The sequence below is a fragment of the Streptomyces sp. NBC_00009 genome (assembly GCF_045040855.1).
In the GTDB taxonomy this organism is placed as follows: Bacteria; Actinomycetota; Actinomycetes; order Streptomycetales; family Streptomycetaceae; genus Streptomyces; species Streptomyces aureus.
Map to the genome: position 1 here is coordinate 4,516,498 of NZ_CP108312.1, position 16,852 is coordinate 4,533,349.

15 protein-coding genes are annotated in these 16,852 nt (G+C 70.3%); 9 read left to right on the plus strand and 6 right to left on the minus strand.

Annotation, left to right across the window (positions count from 1 at the left end):
* Nucleotides 1-164: 164 nt before the first annotated feature.
* Nucleotides 165-1,898 carry a class I adenylate-forming enzyme family protein gene (locus OHA58_RS20485; RefSeq protein ID WP_405480465.1) on the plus strand — a complete coding sequence of 578 codons (1,734 nt, stop codon included), beginning with the start codon at nt 165-167 and terminating at the stop codon, nt 1,896-1,898.
* 86 nt (nt 1,899-1,984) lie between these two features.
* On the opposite strand, the gene OHA58_RS20490 is transcribed toward OHA58_RS20485, so the two are convergent.
* Nucleotides 1,985-3,262, minus strand: a complete 1,278-nt coding sequence (locus OHA58_RS20490) for a M6 family metalloprotease domain-containing protein (protein WP_405485068.1) — start codon at nt 3,260-3,262, stop codon at nt 1,985-1,987.
* Nucleotides 3,263-3,528: 266 nt separating this feature from the next.
* On the opposite strand from OHA58_RS20490, the gene OHA58_RS20495 reads away from it, so the two are divergent.
* Together OHA58_RS20495 and OHA58_RS20500 are read left to right on the plus strand one after the other, a co-directional pair.
* Nucleotides 3,529-4,200 carry a TetR/AcrR family transcriptional regulator gene (locus OHA58_RS20495; RefSeq protein ID WP_405480467.1) on the plus strand — a complete coding sequence of 224 codons (672 nt, stop codon included), beginning with the start codon at nt 3,529-3,531 and terminating at the stop codon, nt 4,198-4,200.
* Between the two features lie 174 nt (nt 4,201-4,374).
* The gene (locus OHA58_RS20500; RefSeq protein WP_405485070.1) at nt 4,375-5,859 is read left to right on the plus strand and encodes an MFS transporter; all 1,485 of its coding nucleotides are present in this window, start codon (nt 4,375-4,377) and stop codon (nt 5,857-5,859) included.
* A 21-nt stretch (nt 5,860-5,880) separates the two neighbouring features.
* Here OHA58_RS20500 and OHA58_RS20505 read toward each other — a convergent pair whose 3' ends face one another.
* Entirely contained in the window at nt 5,881-6,384 is a 504-nt protein-coding gene (locus tag OHA58_RS20505) for a MarR family winged helix-turn-helix transcriptional regulator (RefSeq protein ID WP_405480468.1), read from the minus strand.
* A gap of 111 nt (nt 6,385-6,495) precedes the next feature.
* Here OHA58_RS20505 and OHA58_RS20510 point away from each other — a divergent pair, with 111 nt between their 5' ends.
* Nucleotides 6,496-7,263 (plus strand): dioxygenase, encoded by a 768-nt coding sequence (locus tag OHA58_RS20510; protein WP_405480470.1) that lies wholly within the window; start codon nt 6,496-6,498, stop codon nt 7,261-7,263.
* 119 nt (nt 7,264-7,382) lie between these two features.
* Here the strand turns inward: OHA58_RS20510 and OHA58_RS20515 are convergent, their stop codons facing one another.
* Complete coding sequence (locus OHA58_RS20515) at nt 7,383-7,955, minus strand: GNAT family N-acetyltransferase (RefSeq protein ID WP_405480472.1); 573 nt, start codon at nt 7,953-7,955, stop codon at nt 7,383-7,385.
* A gap of 154 nt (nt 7,956-8,109) precedes the next feature.
* Here OHA58_RS20515 and OHA58_RS20520 point away from each other — a divergent pair, with 154 nt between their 5' ends.
* A complete protein-coding gene (locus OHA58_RS20520; RefSeq protein ID WP_405480474.1) occupies nt 8,110-9,114 on the plus strand; it encodes an RNA polymerase sigma factor RpoD/SigA in 1,005 nt (334 codons plus the stop codon).
* Nucleotides 9,115-9,173: 59 nt separating this feature from the next.
* Here OHA58_RS20520 and OHA58_RS20525 read toward each other — a convergent pair whose 3' ends face one another.
* Complete coding sequence (locus OHA58_RS20525) at nt 9,174-10,166, minus strand: helix-turn-helix transcriptional regulator (protein ID WP_405480475.1); 993 nt, start codon at nt 10,164-10,166, stop codon at nt 9,174-9,176.
* A 153-nt stretch (nt 10,167-10,319) separates the two neighbouring features.
* On the opposite strand from OHA58_RS20525, the gene OHA58_RS20530 reads away from it, so the two are divergent.
* On the plus strand, nt 10,320-11,822 hold the full coding sequence (locus OHA58_RS20530) for an MFS transporter (RefSeq protein WP_405480476.1): 1,503 nt from the start codon (nt 10,320-10,322) through the stop codon (nt 11,820-11,822).
* 238 nt (nt 11,823-12,060) lie between these two features.
* On the opposite strand, the gene OHA58_RS20535 is transcribed toward OHA58_RS20530, so the two are convergent.
* Nucleotides 12,061-13,371, minus strand: a complete 1,311-nt coding sequence (locus tag OHA58_RS20535) for an extracellular solute-binding protein (RefSeq protein ID WP_405480477.1) — start codon at nt 13,369-13,371, stop codon at nt 12,061-12,063.
* 19 nt (nt 13,372-13,390) lie between these two features.
* Between OHA58_RS20535 and OHA58_RS20540 the strand changes: the two genes are divergently transcribed.
* The 3 genes from OHA58_RS20540 (at nt 13,391) to OHA58_RS20550 (ending at nt 15,946) form a co-directional block, all read left to right on the plus strand.
* Complete coding sequence (locus tag OHA58_RS20540) at nt 13,391-14,038, plus strand: TetR family transcriptional regulator (RefSeq protein ID WP_405480479.1); 648 nt, start codon at nt 13,391-13,393, stop codon at nt 14,036-14,038.
* A gap of 66 nt (nt 14,039-14,104) precedes the next feature.
* On the plus strand, nt 14,105-14,869 hold the full coding sequence (locus OHA58_RS20545) for a glucose 1-dehydrogenase (protein WP_405480481.1): 765 nt from the start codon (nt 14,105-14,107) through the stop codon (nt 14,867-14,869).
* An 843-nt stretch (nt 14,870-15,712) separates the two neighbouring features.
* Complete coding sequence (locus tag OHA58_RS20550; RefSeq protein ID WP_405480483.1) at nt 15,713-15,946, plus strand: hypothetical protein; 234 nt, start codon at nt 15,713-15,715, stop codon at nt 15,944-15,946.
* A 35-nt stretch (nt 15,947-15,981) separates the two neighbouring features.
* On the opposite strand, the gene OHA58_RS20555 is transcribed toward OHA58_RS20550, so the two are convergent.
* Entirely contained in the window at nt 15,982-16,752 is a 771-nt protein-coding gene (locus OHA58_RS20555) for a DUF6227 family protein (RefSeq protein WP_405480484.1), read from the minus strand.
* Nucleotides 16,753-16,852 lie beyond the last annotated feature (100 nt).

The following is a 16,852-nucleotide window of genomic DNA, read 5'->3' on the forward strand; positions in this document are numbered from 1 at the left end:
TTCGCGGTCCGGGCCGCGGCCGGTTCCGGGGCGCGTCGAGGTGGCCGATGCAGGAGGTCTCGCGGAAATCTCGGGACCCCCCTGTGGCCCGCGTCACCGCCGACGTAGCGTCGCGTCCGTAACGCCTGTAGATCGTGTCCGGCCAGTTGGAAGGGGCCTTGTCCATGGAGCCGCAACCCGCCGACCCCGCTGTCGACCTGCTCACCTCACCCGGTGCACCCTTCGCCGTCGTGCGCAGCGAGAGCGGTGGGCTCGAGTACGCCGACGGGCCGCGGACCCTGCGTGAGTTCGTCGAGACGACCTGGGCCTACGGGGACACGCCCTTCCTGATCGCCGGGAGCGGGCGGCTCACCTACGGGGAGTTCTTCGCCGAGGCGTCCGCGCTCGCCCGCCGGTTCGTGGACGTGTACGGGCTGCGGCCCGGCGACCGTGCCGTGGTCGCCATGCGCAACCACCCCGAGTGGCAGATCGCCTTCTGGGCCGCCCAGTTGGCGGGCCTGGTCGCCGTTCCGCTGAACGCCTGGTGGACCGCCGGCGAGTTCACGTACGCCCTCGACGACTGCGAGCCGGGCGTGCTCCTCGTCGACGGCGAGCGGCTGGAGCGCGTGCAGCCGTGGCTGGAGGGGAGGGAGAGGAGTGAAGGGGAGGGGCGGCGGCCTTGGACTCTTGTCTTCCATCACGACGGCGAGCTCCCCGGCGACCGCGTCGAGCGGTACGAGGACCTGCCCGCCGTCGATCCCGCGCTCGGGCCGCCCGGCGTCGACGTACGGCCCGACGACGACGCCACCATCATCTACACCTCCGGGACCACCGGGCGGCCCAAGGGCGCCGTCGCCACGCACCGTGCGCATGTCGGCGCCATCGCCAACCCCCGTTATTTCGCGGCGCTTTCGGCTCTGCGGCGTGGGCAGATTCCCGGGCAGGGGCCCACGCCCGTCGCCCTGCTCACCTTCCCCTTCTTCCATGTCGCCGCGTTCACCGGGTTCTACGCGGCGATGGCGGCGGGCGGCACGCTCGTCCTGCTGAGGAAATGGGACGCGGGCAAGGCGCTCGAGGCGATCCGGGAGCACGGGATCACGAATTACGGGGGCGTGCCCGCGACCGCGCTGCAACTGCTCGAAGCAGCCGAGGCCGCGGGCGACGAGATGCCGACGCTCGCCATGTTCAACACCGGGGGCGCCGCCGCGCCGCCCGACCTGGTGGCCCGGCTCACCGCCCGGTTCGGGGAGCGCGTGGAGCCCCGTAACGGATACGGGCTCACCGAGACGCTCGGCGGGGTCACCGCCAACTTCGGTGCGGAGTACCGGGCCCACCCGGAGAGCGTGGGCAGGCCCGCGCCCGCCGTGGAGGTGCGGGTCGCCGGGCCCGGCGGCGAGGACGTCGCCGAGGGAGAGGTCGGGGAGCTGTGGCTGCGGGGGCAGTCGGTGATACGTGGCTACTGGCGCGACGAGGCGGCGACGGCCGCGGCGTTCGCGCCGGGCGGCTGGTTCAGGACCGGGGATCTGGCGACGCTGCGGGACGGGCGGGTCAGCGTGGTCGACCGGATCAAGGACATGGTGATCCGGGGTGGCGAGAACGTGTACTGCGTGGAGGTGGAGGCCGTCCTGCACGACCATCCGGACGTCCTCGACGCGGCGGTGCTCGGTGTGCCGCACCCCGTGCTCGGCGAGGAGGTCGCCGCGGTCGTGCAGGTGCGGTCCGGGTCGGAGCTGGACGCCGACGCGGTCAGGGCGCACGTCGCCAAGTCGCTCGCGGCGTTCAAGGTCCCGGCGCACGTGCTCCTGCGGGACGACCCGCTCCCGCGCAACGCCACGGGCAAGCTCCTGAAGCGGGAGCTGCGCGGGCCGGTGGGGGAGGCCGTCCGCCCGGCGCCGGGTCCCCCGGCTGCCTCCGCCTAGGGCCTCTCGTCCGGATCATGCCGGGCTCGCGGGGCCTGGTCGGCTGCCTGGACCGGCCTGATCCGGACGAAAGGCCCTGGGCCAGGTCACTTCCGCGTGACCAGCACCCGGTAGTCCCCCTTCAGGTCCGCCCCCGCGACCTTGATCTTCACCCCTGTCCTGGGGTCCTTGAAGGTCTCGCCGGGGATGAAGGCGGCGTCGGAGAGTTCCGCGTGGACGTTCGGGCTGCGGGTGCAGCCGCCGCTGTCCTTGGTGGCGTCCTCGACGGTGATCGGGCCGTGGCCGGTGTCGACTCCGGCGTCGACCCGGTAGATGAGGACGCCGGGCCGGCACACCGTCTCGTCGTTGCCCGCGCGCGTGCGGACCTCGATCGCGTACCCGGTCTTGGCGGTGAGCGGTACGAAGGTGAGCTTCGGGCCGCCGGGGCGGCCGAGCGGGGAGAGGACGTGCTCGCTCGTGCCGTGCGCCGACGCGCAGCTGATCTGGTCGTCCCCGAGCCAGCCGAGCTTCCACTTGTGCCAGCCGAGGAGGTCGTTGTCGGCCCCCCAGTCCTCGCTCATGATGTCCCAGTGGCCGACGGCGCCGCCGCCGTCCTGGGTGTAGAGGTCGGGCAGGCCGAAGGTGTGGCCGTTCTCGTGGGGAAGTACGCGGTAGCCGGTCTCGGCGTACGAGCCCGAGCCGTCGTCCTGGCGGCTGTATACGAACGACGCGTTGGCGATCGGGATGCCGTCGGCGTCCGGCGCATCGTGGTTGCCGGCGAACGTCACGGACAGCACCGTGTCCAGGGCCGAGGGGCCGGCGTTCGGGGTGACCAGGATGTTGATGAGGTCGTAGTCGCGGAAGTTCACGTCCGGGTCGGCCTTGGCCACGATGTCGTGGATGAGGTCGCGGTAGCCGGGGTCGAAGGGTGCGCCCCGTTCTATGCCATACGCGGCGAACGTCTTCGGCATGCGCAGCCAGTGCCTGATCGGCGTCTCCGGACGGTAGTCGAGCTTCCCGTACGACGCGGTGCGGAACCAGTCCCGGGTCTGCGGGAAGAACTCGCCGAGGCGGTCGAGCGCGGTGCCCTGGCCGCGGGCGTCGGGGAAGTCGACCATGAGGTTCAGGGCGTGGACGGTGCCCGTGGAGCGGGCGTAACCCGACTGTGTGGGCACGCCCTCCGACATCTGTACGCCCAGTGCGCCCCGGATCATGCAGGGGGTCAGCGCGGCCGGCCGGGACAGGGACGTGGAGCCCGAGCCGGACGGTGACGGGGACTGTTCCATGAAGCGGCCCGTACTCGCAGAGGTGGTGACGGCGAGGGCTACGGCGGTGAGCCCCGCGAGCCCCGCGCTGCGCCGGGCCCTGCGTATGCGGTGCCGCAATGAGATCGCCTCGCCCTCGGTCCCCGGCAGCTCCGGGAGCGGGCTGCGTCTTTCGATCACCCTGTGACGGGGTGTGCCGGGCCGCTCGCTGGGTGCGCCGATCGTGGGTTTTTCGCAGGCGTGTGACTCAGGTCACACGAATGGCGGGAAATAACCGGGGACGCCTTCCCCGTTTAGCCCTACGTCCGCACGAAACGGGGACTGACTCCCCGGAACGAGCAGGCAACGGAGAATGACCGCAACGTCCGCCGGAAGGAGCCAGAATCGTGAGCGCCGCAGCCACCACCACCGCACCCGCGACGGGGAAGCGCGTGCCCAAGCCGCGTGCCGACGCCCTGCGCAACCGGGAGCGGATCGTCGCCGCCGCTCGCGAGATGGTCGTCGAGTTCGGGGCCGAGGTGCCGATGGACGAGATCGCCCGCCGCGCGGGCGTCGGCAACGCCACGGTCTACCGGCACTTCGCGGACCGCGCCGAACTGCTCCGGCACGTCATCCTCTCCGTCATGGACAGCGTCACCGAACACGCCGAACGGGCGCTCGCCGTCGCGGACGCCGACCCGGACGCCTCCTTCGGTGCCCTGCGCACGTTTGTGCACGCGGCCGCCGACGAGCGGATCGGCGCCCTGTGCCCGATGCTCTCGGCCGGCTTCGACAAGGACCATCCCGATCTGCTGGCCGCCCGCGACCGGCTCGAGGCCGGCACGGAGGGCCTCATGGAGCGGGCCCGCGCGGCCGGTCAGCTGCGCACCGACATCGCCGTCGGGGATCTGATGGTCGCCCTCTCCCAGCTCACCAGGCCGCTGCCCGGCATCGCCTGCCTGGACATCGACCAGTTCGTCCACCGTCATCTGCAGCTGTTCCTCGACGGCCTGATGGCACCGGCCCGCTCGGAACTCCCGGGTACGCCCGCGACTCTGGAGGACCTCCGGCAGGCCTGATCCACCCTGCGCCCCGCCGTCGCCGGCTCGTCGGCGGAGCCCACAAGCATCCTCAGCAGCTTCCGTAACACCCGAGCAGCTTCCGCAACAGCCGATATTTCACGCTTATTCGAGACTTGGAGTGCCGTCGTGGCTACGCCCTTGCCAAAAATAGATCTGCCCAAGGCAGACCCCATGCGCTGGAAGGCGCTCGTCTTCATCGCGCTCGCCCAGCTGATGGTCGTGCTCGACGCGACCATCGTGAACATCGCGCTGCCGTGGGCCCAGCAGGACCTCGGCATCTCCGACGGAAACAAGCAGTGGGTCATCACGGCCTACGCGCTCGCCTTCGGCGGACTGCTCCTGTTCGGCGGCCGCATCGCCGACCTGTGGGGCCGTAAGCGGACCTTCGTCACCGGCCTGCTCGGCTTCGCCTTCGCGTCCGCGCTCGGCGGCGCGGCCCAGGGCGAGGCGATGATGCTCGGGGCCCGCGCCCTCCAGGGCATGTTCGGCGCGCTGCTCGCGCCCGCCGCGCTCTCCCTGCTCGCGGTGATGTTCACCGACGCCAAGGAGCGCGCCAAGGCGTTCGGCATCTACGGTGCGATCGCCGGTGGCGGCGGCGCCGTCGGCCTGATCCTCGGCGGCTTCCTCACCGAGTACCTGGACTGGCGCTGGACGTTCTTCGTGAACATCCCGTTCGCGATCATCGCGGCCGCGGGTGCCTACTTCGTCATCCGTGAGCCGGCCGGTTCCCGTAACCGCTCGTCGCTCGACATCCCGGGCGTCATCCTGTCGACCCTCGGCCTGGTCTCCCTGGTCTACGGCTTCACGCGCGCCGAGTCCAACGGCTGGTCCGACGCCGTGACGGTCGGCATGTTCGTGGGCTCCGCCGTGCTGCTGCTCGCGTTCGTCCTCACCGAGTCCAAGGTCCGCTCGCCGCTCCTGCCGCTGCGCGTCCTGCTCGACCGCAACCGCGGCGGCGTCTACATGTCGCTCGGTCTCGCCGTCATCTCGATGTTCGGCCTGTTCCTCTTCCTGACGTACTACCTCCAGGTCGTACGCGGCTACTCGCCGGTGACCACCGGCTTCGCGTTCCTGCCGATGATCGTCGGCATGATCACGGGCTCCACGCAGATCGGTGCCCGGCTGATGACCCGGGTCCGCCCGCGGCTGCTCATGGGCCCCGGCTTCCTGATCGCCGCGCTCGGCATGCTGATCCTGACGCAGCTGGAGATCGACTCCTCGTACCCGTTCCTGATCCTGCCGGCGCAGCTGCTGCTCGGCCTCGGCATGGGTACGGCGTTCATGCCCGCCATGTCCCTGGCCACGCACGGTGTCGAGCCGCGTGACGCCGGTGTCGCCTCCGCGATGGTCAACACCTCGCAGCAGGTCGGCGGCGCGATCGGCACGGCCCTGCTGAACACGATCGCCGCGTCGGCGACCACCGCCTACGTCGCCGCGCACGCGGCCGGCGCCACCAACCCCAAGCTCCTTCAGGCGCAGGCCATGGTGAACGGCTACACCCACGCCATCTGGTGGGCCGTCGGCATCCTCGCCGTGGCCTCCGCGATCGCCCTCACCCTCATCAACACGGGTGTCCCGGGCAGCGCCGCCCCGAAGGCCTCCGGCTCCACGGAGGACGCTCAGGACGAGGTGCAGATCCCGGTGATCGCGCACTGACCCCGTAGAAGACTCAGGGCACTACCGGAGCCAGGGGAGATCCGCCCCCGCCTCCTTCGGCTGAAGTCCCTCGGCGACGATCCTCATGATCTCGCCGAGGGACTTCTGCTGTTCCGGGGAGAGCCGGTCGAAGAGCGCCTGCCGGACGGCGGTGACATGACCCGGCGCCGTCCGCGTCAGGACCTCGTACCCCTCGTCCGTGAGGCACGCCAGCTGGCCGCGCTTGTCGGAGGGACAGTCCTCGCGGCGCACCCAGCCGTTCTTCTCCAGGCGCGCGATCGCGTGCGAGAGGCGGGAGCGGGTGATCTTCGCGTTCATGGCCAGCTCGGTCATGCGCAGACGCCGGCGCGGCGCCTCGGAGAGCTGGACGAGCAGTCCGTAGTAGATGTGCGGCATGCCCGCGTCCCGCTGGAGTTGGCGGTCGAGGTGGTCCTCCAGCAGCGTGGTCGCATGGAGGTACGCCTGCCAGGTGCGCTGTTCCTCGTCCGTGAGCCAGCGAGGGGCTTGGGTGGGTGCCGTCGTCATGGGCTCCACTGTACGTACCTCCTTCTTGAAGATTAAACAATTGGGCACTACTCTGCCAGTACAGCTTGAGACTTCAAGTAATCCAGGGTCACGTCATCCAGGAGTGTCGCCATGCGTATGCCCGCCCTCTATCTCAGCCACGGCGCGCCGCCGCTCGCCGACGACGACCTGTGGACCGGCCAGCTCGCCGCGTGGTCGGCCGAACTGCCGCGCCCCAGGGCGATCCTGATGGTCTCCGCGCACTGGGAGGAGGCCCCGCTCGCCCTCGGCGCCACCGAGACCGTGCCGCTCGTGTACGACTTCTGGGGCTTCCCCGAGCACTACTACCAGGTGCGGTACGAGGCCCCCGGCGCACCCGAACTGGCCGATTCCGTACGGAAGCTGCTGCGTGGGCCCGGCACCCCGGTCCAGGACATCCCGGACCGCGGCCTCGACCACGGCGCGTACGTCCCGCTCGTCGAGATGTACCCCGGAGCCGACATCCCGGTCCTGCAGATCTCCATGCCGACGCTCGACCCGCAGAAGCTGATGGACATCGGGCGCAAGCTCGCGCCGCTGCGTGACGAGGGGGTCCTGATCGTCGGCTCGGGCTTCTTCACGCACAACCTGGCCGCACTGCGCCAGGGCGGGATCCCGGCCTGGTCGGCGGAGTTCGACGACTGGGGGCACCGCGCCCTGGAGAGCGGCGACGTGGACGGCCTGCTCGACTTCACCCACAAGTCCCCGGCGGGTGCGCTGGCGCACCCTCGGACCGAACACTTCGCACCGCTGTTCGTGACGATGGGGGCGGCGGACCAGGCCGGCGAGCTGGACGCGCAGCGGAGCGTGATCGACGGGTTCTGGATGGGGCTGGCGAAGCGGTCGGTGCAGTTCGGTTAGCGAGTGGTCGGGTGCGGGGCTGTGGGGGCTGGTCGCGCAGTTCCCTGCGCCCCTTCAGGGGCGCCTCCGAAGGGGCGCCCACGCCGCATAGGTCGACAGTCGCACTCACCCGCGCTGCCTCAGCCCCCGTTCAGCGGCTTCTCGTACCAGGCCACGTCCCAGTAGCGGTCGAACTTGCGGCCGACCTCGCGGTACGTGCCGACGTAGGTGAAGCCGAAGCGGGTGTGCAGGCGGGCCGAGGCCTCGTTCGGCTGGGTGATGCCCGCGTACGCGCGGTGGACGTCCTCGCCCGCGAGCGCCTCGAAGAGCGCGCTGTAGAGCAGGGTGCCGATGCCGCGGCCGCCCGCGTCGGGCGCGCAGTAGACGCTGACCTCCACCGAGGTGTCGTACGCCGCCTTCGCGCGGAAGGGGCCCGAGGTCGCGTAGCCGAGGATGCGGCCGGAATCGCGCTCCTGGGCAACCAGCAGCCGGTGCCGGCCGTCTTCAAGGTGGGAGAGCAGCCAAGGACGGCGCTCCTGCGGGGTGAAGACGGCCGTGTCAAAGGTGATCGGCGTCTCACGCACATAGTGGTTGTAGAGGTCGGTGAGAGCGTCGAGATCCGCTTCGCTGCCGGGCCTGACCAGCACTTCTGTGGACTCCGTCACGCTGTGGACCTCTCTGTATCCGGCCGGTGGCGGCACAGGGTACTGCATGATCACGAAAATCGATGGTCGGCTTGGGAATTCTGTCCGGATTCCAGTCGTTGTTTCCATCGGATGCAGGGCACCCGGAAGGGTGTGCCGGGCACCACAGGACCACAGGACCTGTCCACCGCAGGCCCCCGCCCACCATCGCAAGGGAGCACGCATGGCAACCCGTGCCGTCGCCCGTCGTAAGTCCGCCGCCTCCGGCGAGACCGACGGTGGACGCAGTGTTCGCGCCGTAGGCGGCGAGATCGCCGACCGCGACCTGGTCGGCATGTACCTCGACGAGATCGCGCGTACACCGCTGCTGGACGCCGCCAAGGAAGTCGAACTTTCCCAGACCATCGAGGCGGGCGTGTACGCCCAGCAGATCCTCGACGGCGAGGCGGAGAGCGAAGCCGCGGGCAAGGCGTCCCGCGAGGAGCTCGAAGCGCTCGTCGCCGCGGGTGAGCGGGCCAAGGACGTCTTCATCAAGTCCAATCTGCGCCTGGTCGTGGCCGTCGCGCGCCGCTACCCGAGGAGCGGTCTCCCGCTGCTCGACCTCATCCAGGAGGGGAACGCGGGCCTGGTGCGCGCGGTCGAGAAGTTCGACTACCGCAAGGGCTTCAAGTTCTCCACGTACGCGACGTGGTGGATCCGGCAGGCCATCACGCGCTCGATAGCCGACCAGTCGCGCACGATCCGGCTCCCCGTCCACCTGGTGGAGGAGCTGGGCCGCATCCGGCGCGTGCAGCGCGAGTTCAACCGGAAGAACGGGCGGGAACCCGAGCCCGAGGAGATCGCCGCCGAGCTCGAATCCAAGCCCGCGCGCGTCGTCGACGTCCTGGACTGGGCCCGCGACCCGGTCTCGCTGAACATGCCGGTGGACGACGAGGGCGAGACCCAGTTCGGCGACCTCCTGGAGGACACGTCCGCCGTGTCGCCCGAGCAGTCCGTCCTCACGCTGCTGCGCAGCGAGGAGCTGGACGACCTCATCGGTCGCCTCGACCAGCGCACGGCGTCCATCATCAAGATGCGGTACGGGATCGACGACGGCCGTGAGCGCACGCTCACCGAGGTCGGCAAGGAGCACGGGCTGACCCGCGAGCGGATCCGGCAGATCGAGAAGCACGCTCTTCTCGAGCTGAAGAAGCTGGCTCGGGACACCGGGTTCGATGCCGCCGCGTGACCCTTCGGGGGCGCTGACGTTCTGGGGGCGCTGCCCCCAGGCCCCCGCGTCCCTTGTCCTCAAGCGCCGGACGGGCTGGTTGAGCCGGGGTGCGTGGCTCTGTTGAGGCGCGCACCCAATTCCCGTACGTAGTCAACCAGTTCACCCGGCCCGTGCACCGTGAACTCGCAGTCCACCAGTGCGAGCCGCAGCGCCAGCCACTCCACCGAGTCGGTCGCCGTCGCGCGCAGCCGGCAGGTCCCGTCGGGCTGCGCCTCGGGCGCGCCCAGCGCCGAGGGCAGCCGCGCCACCACGAAGTCCGCCGGCGCTTCGAACGTCACGTCGATGTCGTACGAGGGCCGGCCGCGCCCCGACATGGACCGCCGCAGATACTCCGCCGCGTCCCCCGTCGGCAGCTCCCGCGGAGCGAACCGCGCACCCGTGGCGAACGGCTCCTCGACCCGGTCCACGCGGAAGGTGCGCCAGTCGTCCCGGTCGATGTCGTACGCCACCAGATACCAGCGCCGCCCCGTCGACACCATCCGGTACGGCTCCGTCAGACGGCGTGACTCCGTGCCGTCGCCCGAGCGGTAGCGGAACCGCAGCCGCTCCTGCCCCGCCGTCGCCGACGCGAGGACCGTGAGCGTCTCCGTCGCGATGGACGCGCCGTCCCCGCCGGTCAGCGGCATCGTGGCGGCCTGGAGCGTGGAGACCCGGTGCCGCAGACGCGAGGGCAGCACCTGCTCCAGCTTGGCGAGGGCCCGTACGGACGCCTCCTCCACGCCCTCGACGGCGTGCCCCGCCCCGGCCCGCAGGCCGACCGCGATCGCCACCGCCTCCTCGTCGTCCAGGACCAGCGGGGGCAGCGCCTTGCCCGCGACCAGCCGGTAGCCGCCCTCCGCCCCCATCGACGCCTGCACGGGATAGCCGAGATCACGCAGCCGGTCCACGTCCCGGCGCACCGTGCGCCGCGAGACGCTCAGGCGCGCGGCGAGCTCACCGCCGGGCCACTCGCGCGGGGTCTGGAGCAGGGAGAGCAGTTGAAGCAGCCGGGCCGGGGTGTCGGTGGTCATGGTGCGTCCCCTCTCGTTCGCGTCCCGTTATCGTGTCCGTCCCGCTCGCGGCGCCCTCGCTTGTGGCTTTCGCGGCGCATTCGTTATCGGGAGATTCCAGGGTGCGCGCCATGTAGGACACAGCCTGACCTACATGCCTCCTAGTCTCCCCGTATGACTTCACCCGTGACCACCCCCGACAGGCGACGCTGGTTCGCCCTGGCCATCGTGATGACCGCCGCCTTCATGGACCTGGTCGACGTCACGATCGTCAACATCGCGATCCCGTCCATCCAGCGCGACGCGGGCGCCACCGTGAGCCAGATCCAGTGGATCACCGCCGGATACGCGCTGGCGTTCGCCGCGGGCCTGATCACCGGCGGGCGGCTCGGCGACATCTACGGCCGCAAGCGGCTCTTCCTGATAGGGATCGCCGGCTTCACGCTCGCCTCGGCGCTCTGCGGCTTCGCCGCGAACCCCGAGATGCTGGTCGCCTCGCGCATCCTCCAGGGCGGCATGGCCGCGATGATGGTGCCGCAGGTCCTGTCGATCGTGCACGCCACGTTCCCTGCGGAGGAGCGCGGCAAGGTCTTCGGCCTCTTCGGCATGATCGTCGGCCTGGGCGCGGTCTCGGGCCCGCTGCTCGGCGCGCTGCTCACCGAGTGGAACCTGTTCGGTCTCGAATGGCGCCCGATCTTCTTGATCAACCTGCCGGTCGGCATCGCCGGACTGCTCCTCGGCCGCAGGTTCATCAGCGAGTCCAAGGCGCCCCGCGCCCTCAAGCTCGACCTCGTCGGCGTCGTGCTGGTCACGCTCGGCCTGCTCATGCTGATCTATCCGCTGACGCGCGGCCGTGAGCTGGGCTGGCCCGTGTGGGGTCACGTCGTGATGGGCTCCAGCGTCCTCGTCTTCGGCGCGCTCGTCACGTACGAGAAGTACAAGACGCGGCGCGACGGTTCGCCGCTGGTCGAGCTGTCGCTGTTCAAGGTGAAGAGCTTCGCGGCCGGTATCGCCGTGCAGGTCGTCTTCGGTGTCGCGCTCGGCGTGTTCTTCCTGGTGTGGACGATGTACATGCAGGTCGGCCTCGGGTGGACGGCGCTGCACGCGGGCCTGACCGGGGTGCCGTTCTCCATCGCCGTGTCGGTGGCGGCCGGGATCTCCGTGCAGAAGCTCGTGCCGAGGTTCGGGCGCAAGGTGCTCCAGACCGGCGCGCTGGCGATGATCGCCGGACTGCTGATCTACATCTGGGAGGCCGGGCGTTACGGCGCCGGGATCACGTCCTGGCAGATGGCGCTGCCGCTCGTCGTGATGGGTGCCGGCATGGGCCTCATCGTGGCCCCGCTGACCGACGCGGTGCTCTCCGACGTGCCGCGCGAGCACGCCGGTTCGGCGTCCGGGCTGATCAACACCACGCAGCAGATGGGTACGGCGCTCGGGCTCGGCCTCGTCTCCGTGGTGTTCTTCGGGACGATCGGCGACCACCTCGCGCCGACCGAGGTCGGGCAGGCGTTCACCGACGCGTTCAGCAACTCGCTGTGGTACGTCGTCGGCGTGCTCGCCGTGATCTTCCTGCTGATGTTCGCGCTGCCGGGGCGGCCCGCGCAGCACGTCGAAGGGGGCGCGCAGGACGCGGACCCGGAGACCGGACCGGTCGAGAAGGCGCCGGAACTGGTCTAGGGCCTCTCGTTTGGATCATGCCGGGCTCGCGGGGTCTGGCACGCACATCTGCGGCGTTGTCGTCAATCACCGACGCTCCGCGTCGCCTCAATCCTCCGCCTTGCAGCTGCACGCACCAGACCCCGCTCCCTGATCCGGCCTGATCCAAACGAAAGGCCCTGGTTCCCGCGGGACTTCGAGTGGGCGGGCCCTCGCGCAATGGCGCGGGGGCCCGCCCACTCGTCGTTCAGCTCGTCGTTCAGCTCGCCGTGCGGATCTCCGCGCGGCTCGCCTTCGTGTCCAGGGCCTGGAGCACCGCGCGCGGGTTGCCGCCCCGGACGACCGCCGAGCCGATGTCCTCGCGGATCGCGGCCCGCACGTCGGGCCAGGACGCCTGGTTCACCGGCTGGAACTCCGCCCGCGGCATCTGGTCGATGAACTTCCACAGTGGGCGCTGCGCCGGGTCGGAGCGCAGGGAGTCCGACGCGGACGCCGTCACGGGCAGCGCCGCCTGGCCGCCCCCGTAGGTCCGGGCCGACTTACGGCTGTAGAGGTACGTCAGGAACTCGCCGCACTCGGCCTTGCGGCCGTTCCGCTTGAACGCGAGCAGCCAGTCACTCAGCCCGAGCGGCGCCGCCGCGCCCCCGTCCCGCTGCGGGAACGCGGCGTGCGCGTACGGGACCTTCGCCTGGTCGGCCGCGCTCATCAGGACCGGATGGGCGATCATCATGCCGATCTGCCCGCGCAGGAACTGCTCGTACGCGGCCGTCCGGTCGAGGAGCTGGGGCGCGGCGCCGGCCAGGCCCTCGCCGACGAGGCGGTCGCGCAGCCAGGTCAGCGTCGCGATGTTGCTGTTCGTCGCGAAGTCGTAGCCGGTGACGCCCGCGTAGGTGCCGCCGCCGGCGAGCAGCCAGGCGAGCGCCTCGTCCTCGGCGGCCTCGGGGCCGAGCTGGAGCCCGTACGGCGTCTTCACGCCGATCACCTTCAACGCCTTTGCCGCGGAGTGCAGTTCGTCCCACGAGCCGGGCGCGGAGACGCCCGCCCGTTCGAAGAGCGTCGTGTTGTAGAAGAGGCGCGGGGTGCTCGCCATGAACGGGATGCCGTACTGGACGTAGTGCGCCGTGCCCGCCTGGGCGAACGACTGCGTGAAGTCGGCCTGCGTGGGGATGTCGAAGAGCTCCGACACCGGGTAGAGCCTGCGCTGGTCGGCGAACGTCGCGAAGACGTTGGACTGCGCGATGTCGGGCGCCTTGCCGTCCTTCACCCGCTGGGCGAGGGTCCGGTCCAGCTTGGCGAACGGGATCCGCTCGACATGGACCGTGACGTCCGGCTTCACCTTCTTGTACGCCTTGACGACCTGGTCCCACTGGTCGCCGATCGAGGAACCGACGCTCTGGTCGTAGCTCGCCACCATCAGGTTGAGGGAGGACTTCGACGAGCCGGAACCGCAGCCGCTGAGCCCGTAGGCCGCGGCGCCGGCGAGCCCGGCCGTCTGAAGAAGGAAACGTCGCCGCCGCACTGTCTCGCCCACCCCTTGGTTGCACGCCAGATCGGTGGCAGATTCTGCCACACAGGCATATCATGACTTCATGCCCGGTAGCTCTACGACTGAGACGCTGACGGAACGACGCAAGGCCGCCACCCGACTCGACATCGCCCGCACGGCGGCGGCGCTGTTCGTGGAGGACGGCCTGCGCGCCACCCGCGCCGAGGACATCGCCCGCACGGCGGGGGTCGCCCCGCGCACCTTCTACCGCTACTTCGCGACCAAGGAAGAAGCGGTCGCCCCGCTCTTCGCCGCGGGAGCCCAGCAGTGGGCGGAGGCCGTGCGCGACGCCCCGGCCGCGCTCTCCGTGCCCGAGGCGCTGCGGCACGCGGTCGCCCGGTCGCTCACCGCGGACGACGCGGCGAACGTGGAATCCCTGGAGTGGGTCAGGTCCCTGCTGCGCATGGCGGCGGAGAGCCCGGCGCTGCAAGCGGTGTGGGGCACCGCCTGCCACGCGTCGGAGGCGACGCTGCTGGCGGTCCTTGAGGAGCGGGTGGGGGGCGGGGGTGACACGGGGGCAGCCCCGTCGCTCGCCCTGCGCATGGCCGCCGGGGTCGCCTGCACGGCCATTCGCGTAGGCGTGGAGACCTGGGCCGCGAGCGACGCCCCGGCCGGCGGCGAGCTCGGGCCCGCGTCGCTCGCCGCGCGGTGCCTCGCGTCGCTCGGCGACTTCCCGTGGGCCCCGGCCTAGCCCCCGCCCACGCCCGCACCCCCTGAACTCCCCTGTTCCACCCTCGACTTCTTCTGGAGCACCCCCATGAACGACCTCACCGGCAAGACCGTCCTCATCACCGGCGGAGCCCGCGGTATCGGCGCCGAGACAGCGCGCCGCGCCGTCGAGGCCGGTGCCAACGTCGTCGTCACCGACGTCCTGGAGGACGAGGGCAAGGCCCTCGCCGCCGGGCTCGGCGAGCGCGCCCGCTTCATGCGGCACGACGTGACGTCGGAGGAGGACTGGACGGCCGTCGCCGCGTTCGCCACCGCCGAGTTCGGCGGGATCGACGGCCTGGTCAACAACGCGGGCATCTCCACGGGCCAGCCCCTGGAGACGGAGACCGTCGAGCACTTCCGCAAGGTCCTCGACATCAACCTCACCGGCGTCTTCATCGGCATGAAGACGGCCATCAACGCGATGAAGGACAACGGCGGCGGCTCCATCGTCAACATCTCCTCCGCCGCCGGCCTCATGGGTCTCGCCCTCACCAGCTCCTACGGCGCCTCCAAGTGGGGCGTGCGCGGCCTGACCAAGCTCGCCGCGGTCGAGCAGGGCACGGCGAAGATCCGCGTGAACTCCGTGCACCCCGGCATGATCTACACCCCGATGACGGCCCAGCTCGGCATCCAGCAGGGCGACGGCGGCTACCCGAACACCCCGATGGGCCGCGTCGGCGAGGCGGACGAGATCGCCAAGGCGGCCGTGTTCCTGCTCTCGGACGACTCCTCGTACGTCACCGGCGCCGAGCTCGCCGTGGACGGCGGCTGGACCACGGGCCCGACGGTCAAGTACGTGATGGGTCAGTAGGGGCCGCAGGTGCCGCAGGCACGGTAGGCACCCACCCCCGAAGGGCCCGGTTCTCCGCGAGGAGGTCGGGCCCTTCTGCCTGCACGGATAGGTACGCACCGGGGCGGCACGTGTTACTCGGGCCGAACGTCGTTCAGACTGTTGACGATAATTACGGACGGCGGCTGTGCCGGCGCAGGCACCTGAATGAGAATGGGGACATAGACGATGTCGCCGTGCCTGAACTCGGCCTTCGCTGAAAATCGATAGCATGTGATCGCGTTCGGACTGCTGCGCGTCGCATAGCACCGAAGCGTCGACTTCGTTGGTGCAACCTGCGATTTCTGTGACAGGGCACCTGATTCACTCGCTGATGCGCTCCATTCACCGAGCGCTAAACAGCAGGAGGCTGCAGCGACAATGCTGGCACAACGCAATGCTGCCTTCTTCATCCTCATCACCCCGAAAGCTGCGAGTGAACTGAGTTGTTCTATCGTCCCACGCCGGCAAGAGACGCGCGAGGCGCTTCGGGTCCGTCGCACGTGAAAGGCAGTCAAGGACTTCGACTTGATTCGGGGCGCCGGGGATGAAGCGAATAACACGCCGAACACGCGCAGGCGACCCATATTTTGTTGACCCCACATTTACGCGCTGCCCCGACACCCCTTCGGGAGCATTATTTGAATGAGCGTTGGCGTTGTTGTCCCGCTGATCGGCGACCCGTTCCTCTACCTCATCGCGATCGCCGAGAAGGAAGAGGAGCCGAAGATACCGGTCGCCGCCTGACAGTTCGGAACTGTCCGCTCATGCGAGATACGTCACGATCCGGGATCAAAGTCCCGGACCGTGGTGTTGACTGGGCCCATGCCTGAGCACCTGTCGTACTTCCAGCAGATAGGCGTGGCGTTCCTCGGGGCCGCCACCGTGGTGTGGGTGGTCGGTCTCGTCCGGCTGGTGCGCCATGTGGGCTGGGGCGCCGAGCAGCCCCTCGCCTCGCTGCCGGTCCAGGGCGGTCCGCCCGCCCAGGAGTCCGTGCCGCTGACGCCGGACGAGCACGACGCGTTCGCGGGCCTGGTACGACAGTTCGGCCGCCGTTAGTCGCCGGCCGCGGTTGGCGGCCGACGCTTGTACAACTAGCCGCAGCTGGGGCGGGAGCGGTCGGTGGCGCGGCACTGCATCGCCGCGCGGGCCTCGTCCTGCGTGGCGTACACCTCGCACATGTGACGGCCGTCCGGCGTCGCCGTGTGCTCGATCTCCCAGAGACTGATCTCGCTGCCGTCGTGCAGCAGGAACGCGTGCTCGTACAGCGTGAAGCCGAGGCGCGGGCGACCGAACGCCTGCGTGATCTGGTGCGCGTACGCGGTGTGCAGGAGCCGGGCCGTGTCGGGTCCCGGGCGGTCCTCGTTCTCCGCGCGGCGCAGCAGGCGGCGGGCGTGGTCCGCCGAGTTGTCGGCCGCGTAACTGCGGCGCGGCTCGGGGATCGACGGGAGCTGGAGCGGGAGCGGGAGCTCGAAGTCGGGGGCGGCCTCGCGGGGCAGCGGGAGGCGGTCCGTCGCCAGGTGGAGGTCCTCCTCCGACGTGTACACCTCGTGCTGGGTCCCCCGCTCGGGCATCGTGTTGTGGACGAGCTCCCACAGGGTGAGCGCGCTGCCGTCCGCGAGCAGCCACGTGTGCCGGTACGTCTCGCGGTGCAGGCCCGCGCTGTGGTGTGCGGAGTACAGCGAACTGTCGTACGCGAGCGCGCAGTCGAGGCGGGCGAGGGCCTCGTCGGGCAGCTCGAAGGAGTTCAGGGCCCGGCCCAGCAGGCGCCCGAGGTGCTCATCCGGCTGGTGCGTGCCGTCCGGCTGATGCGACTCGTGCGACTCGGGTGGCTCGTACGCTGCGGTGTCGTACGGAACGCTCAAGGCATCTCCCGGCGTTGCTACATGTCACCTTGTGGGTGCATACCGTAGCCCCTAGGTCGGACATCATGTCCTCGAAATCAGAAACGAATGGGCCGCGCGG

What these genes read in the sequence shown, in the direction of transcription:
- OHA58_RS20545 (WP_405480481.1), top strand. Translation starts at nt 14,105, where the DNA reads ATGAACGACCTCACCGGCAAGACCGTCCTCATCACCGGCGGAGCCCGC.
- OHA58_RS20515 (WP_405480472.1), bottom strand. Translation starts at nt 7,955, where the DNA reads ATGCAGTACCCTGTGCCGCCACCGGCCGGATACAGAGAGGTCCACAGC.
- OHA58_RS20550 (WP_405480483.1), top strand. Translation starts at nt 15,713, where the DNA reads ATGCCTGAGCACCTGTCGTACTTCCAGCAGATAGGCGTGGCGTTCCTC.
- OHA58_RS20505 (WP_405480468.1), bottom strand. Translation starts at nt 6,384, where the DNA reads ATGACGACGGCACCCACCCAAGCCCCTCGCTGGCTCACGGACGAGGAA.
- OHA58_RS20530 (WP_405480476.1), top strand. Translation starts at nt 10,320, where the DNA reads ATGACTTCACCCGTGACCACCCCCGACAGGCGACGCTGGTTCGCCCTG.
- OHA58_RS20525 (WP_405480475.1), bottom strand. Translation starts at nt 10,166, where the DNA reads ATGACCACCGACACCCCGGCCCGGCTGCTTCAACTGCTCTCCCTGCTC.
- OHA58_RS20485 (WP_405480465.1), top strand. Translation starts at nt 165, where the DNA reads ATGGAGCCGCAACCCGCCGACCCCGCTGTCGACCTGCTCACCTCACCC.
- OHA58_RS20520 (WP_405480474.1), top strand. Translation starts at nt 8,110, where the DNA reads ATGGCAACCCGTGCCGTCGCCCGTCGTAAGTCCGCCGCCTCCGGCGAG.
- OHA58_RS20510 (WP_405480470.1), top strand. Translation starts at nt 6,496, where the DNA reads ATGCGTATGCCCGCCCTCTATCTCAGCCACGGCGCGCCGCCGCTCGCC.
- OHA58_RS20500 (WP_405485070.1), top strand. Translation starts at nt 4,375, where the DNA reads ATGCGCTGGAAGGCGCTCGTCTTCATCGCGCTCGCCCAGCTGATGGTC.
- OHA58_RS20540 (WP_405480479.1), top strand. Translation starts at nt 13,391, where the DNA reads ATGCCCGGTAGCTCTACGACTGAGACGCTGACGGAACGACGCAAGGCC.